The 2,550-nt window shown below is 61.6% G+C and carries 4 protein-coding genes; all 4 read right to left on the bottom strand.

Features of this window, described 5'->3' with window-relative positions; all coding sequences use genetic code 11:
* Positions 1–114: 114 nt before the first annotated feature.
* On the bottom strand, positions 115–798 hold the full coding sequence (locus tag VL752_RS09080) for an anti-sigma factor family protein (protein ID WP_325354343.1): 684 nt from the start codon (positions 796–798) through the stop codon (positions 115–117).
* Positions 795–1,310, bottom strand: a complete 516-nt coding sequence (locus tag VL752_RS09075; protein WP_325354341.1) for an RNA polymerase sigma factor — start codon at positions 1,308–1,310, stop codon at positions 795–797. The genes VL752_RS09080 and VL752_RS09075 overlap by 4 nt, the downstream gene beginning before the upstream one ends.
* An 11-nt stretch (positions 1,311–1,321) precedes the next feature.
* Positions 1,322–1,636 carry a cupredoxin domain-containing protein gene (locus tag VL752_RS09070; protein WP_325354340.1) on the bottom strand — a complete coding sequence of 105 codons (315 nt, stop codon included), beginning with the start codon at positions 1,634–1,636 and terminating at the stop codon, positions 1,322–1,324.
* 11 nt (positions 1,637–1,647) lie between these two features.
* On the bottom strand, positions 1,648–2,550 hold a 903-nt coding region (locus tag VL752_RS09065; protein ID WP_325354338.1), incomplete at its 5' end, for a metallophosphoesterase family protein.

Below are 2,550 nucleotides of genomic sequence, written 5' to 3'. Positions count from 1 at the left end.
GTGGAAGTCTCGCTCCTCAGGTATTCGAAATCGAAGAAGGCAGCGACGGTTTCCGCCCATGCCCGTCAGCGGCCTTGATACGGATCGTCTCTCGCCACGACGGGGAGGCCCGCTTCAGCTATCGGTGCTGCGGCGCGTGGCGCGCACGAAATCGACGAGCACCGGCGCGGGGGCCGTGCTCGCCGCCCAGTATTCCTCGCGGCCGTCATTCCAGTAGTGGATGGCCATACCGCGATAGAGCGCCTTCACGACCCCATGGGCCGCCTCGTGCCCCGCGGGCCAGAGGCAGAGGGTGACCGTCGCATTGCCCTGGCGATAGATCGCCACCCGCGACCTGTGGCCGGCGATCATATCGTCACGGGCATCCACCAGCGTGAAGCCCGGCACCGCGGGCGCCTTGGTATTCGCCGCCGCGCTGAGGCTGACCCGCAAAGCCGCATCCCGAACGCTCATCAAATCCGGCCGCACGTCCTTGCCAGGCAAAAGCGTCAGCAGCACCGTCGCTGCCAGCGCCGCCGATACGGCGAGGCCCACCGCCAGTCGTCGATAGGGACGGATGAACCGTATTTTGCTCCGAGGATCGTCGACCAGGGCGTGAACACGGGCCACCAGCGCGGCCGAGGGTGCCTCCTTCGCATCCAGCTCCGCCAATGCGCCGCGCAACTCCGCCAGTTCGGCCAGCATCCGCGTGCAGGTCGGACAAGTCTTAAGATGCGCCATCAACATGGCTGCTTCAGACGGAGACAATGCACCATCTAGAAAAGCATTGATCTGCAAATTTCGGTCATCACAGTTCATGTCGGTTGACCATCATTTATCCAGGCCTTGCGCAACCGTTCCCGCGCCCGCGCCAGGCGCGACATGACCGTGCCTGCCGGGATTGCCAATGTTTCGGCAATTTGAGCATAAGAGAGATCGCCGAAATCCCGCAGGATTAGAATCTCCCTCAGCCCGTCCGGCAAATCGGCGATAAGCGCGCGCAGCCTACGCGCGCGATCGCTCACGATCGCGACTTGTTCGGGATCGGGTGCCTCATCCGGCAGTTGTGCAAGATACTCTTCGTCTTCCATCGGAGGAGACCGAGTCCTTGAGTTGACATGGAGATTCCGCATGATCGCCGCCATCCAGGCCTTGAAGTCCCCTCCTTGATAGGACGGGAAATACGTCAAGGCCCGCACGTAGGTTTCCTGCACCAGATCTTCCGCGCGCGGCTTGTTGCCTGTCAGCGCCAGGGCAAGCCGGTGCAGATAGCTCAGCAGCGGCAAGGCCATGGCGCGAAACTGCGATCGCGTGGGATCGACTGGTGTCATCGGAACCGAACCTATTGGACGTCGATTTCGCCAAGCATGTCCGGGTGGATGGCGCAGTGGAACTTGTAGGTACCCACTGCCTTGACCGTGAAGCTCCAGCTGGAGCCAGGATCGATGGTGTTTGAATCAAAGCTTTTGCCGTCGAGGCTGGTCGCGGTATGCGGGTCCGTATCCTGGTTCGAGAACAGGATGACGTCACCCGGATGCGCAACGATCCTATCCGGCATGAACATGTAGTTGTTGATTATTACCTTGACCGTTGCTGCCTGCGACGCAGAGACAGTCAAAAGAAAACCGCAGACTGCAGCAAGACCTGTCTTCAACATTCTGGTCTCCCTTAGCTGAGTGCTGTGTCGGTGATGGCGAGGCGACCGGGTTCGGCGTGGACAGTCGCGGTCGTCATGCCGAGATATTCTCCAACCGCACCGGCCGGTATTGTCATGATCGGGCCGCTATGCGGCGCCTTGCCCGGCGCCGGCTGCGGAAAGGCCGTCGAGCGGGCGGTGTGATAGGCAAGGCGGCCCTCCACCTTCTGCACGATCTGATGGATATGGCCGTTCAGCACGGTGACGCTGCCGAAGCGCCGGAACAGCGGCAGCACCGCCGCCACATCGCCAGTACCCCAGCCCCATTTGGCATAGACTGTCCAGAGCGGCACATGCGCGAAGACGACCACCGGCGTCGAAGATGCCACACCGCGCAGGTCATCGGTCAGCCAGGCAATCTGATCGGCACCGAGCAGCCACTGGCCGTCCGCTCCATTGTGGAAGACGTTGGAAAGGCCGATGAAATGCAGGCCGTGATCGTCGAAACTGTACCAGCCCTCGCCTTTCGTATTCTTGCCGTAGCGCGCGAGGTAGAGCCTCTTGCCGGGGTCGAGGATGTCGTGCTCGCCCGGAACGTGATGGATATCGAGGCCAGACTGCGCATAGATCTGATCAGCCGTATCAAACTGATCTTCCCGCGCCAAATGGCTGATATCGCCGGTATGAAGCATGAATTGCGGCCGCGCCGGCAGTTTCCTGATGTCGGACACGGCCTGCTGCAAAGTGCCGGCAACATCCTGATAAGGGCCTGCCTTGAAGCCTATATGGCTGTCGCTCATCTGCAGGAAGGTGAATCCTCCCTGAATCTCAGCCGCCTCGGCCGCGCCGATCATGCCGATCGTCCGCGGCACGCCGGCTGTGACCGTCCACAGCATGCCTGCGCCGATCCAGCCGGCGCATTCCATAAAAGTCCG

This window comes from Acidisoma sp., assembly GCF_035492295.1.
GTDB lineage: Bacteria > Pseudomonadota > Alphaproteobacteria > Acetobacterales > Acetobacteraceae > Acidisoma.
The sequence above is the reverse complement of the archived record's forward strand: the minus strand, read 5'-3'. Positions and strand labels throughout refer to the sequence as shown.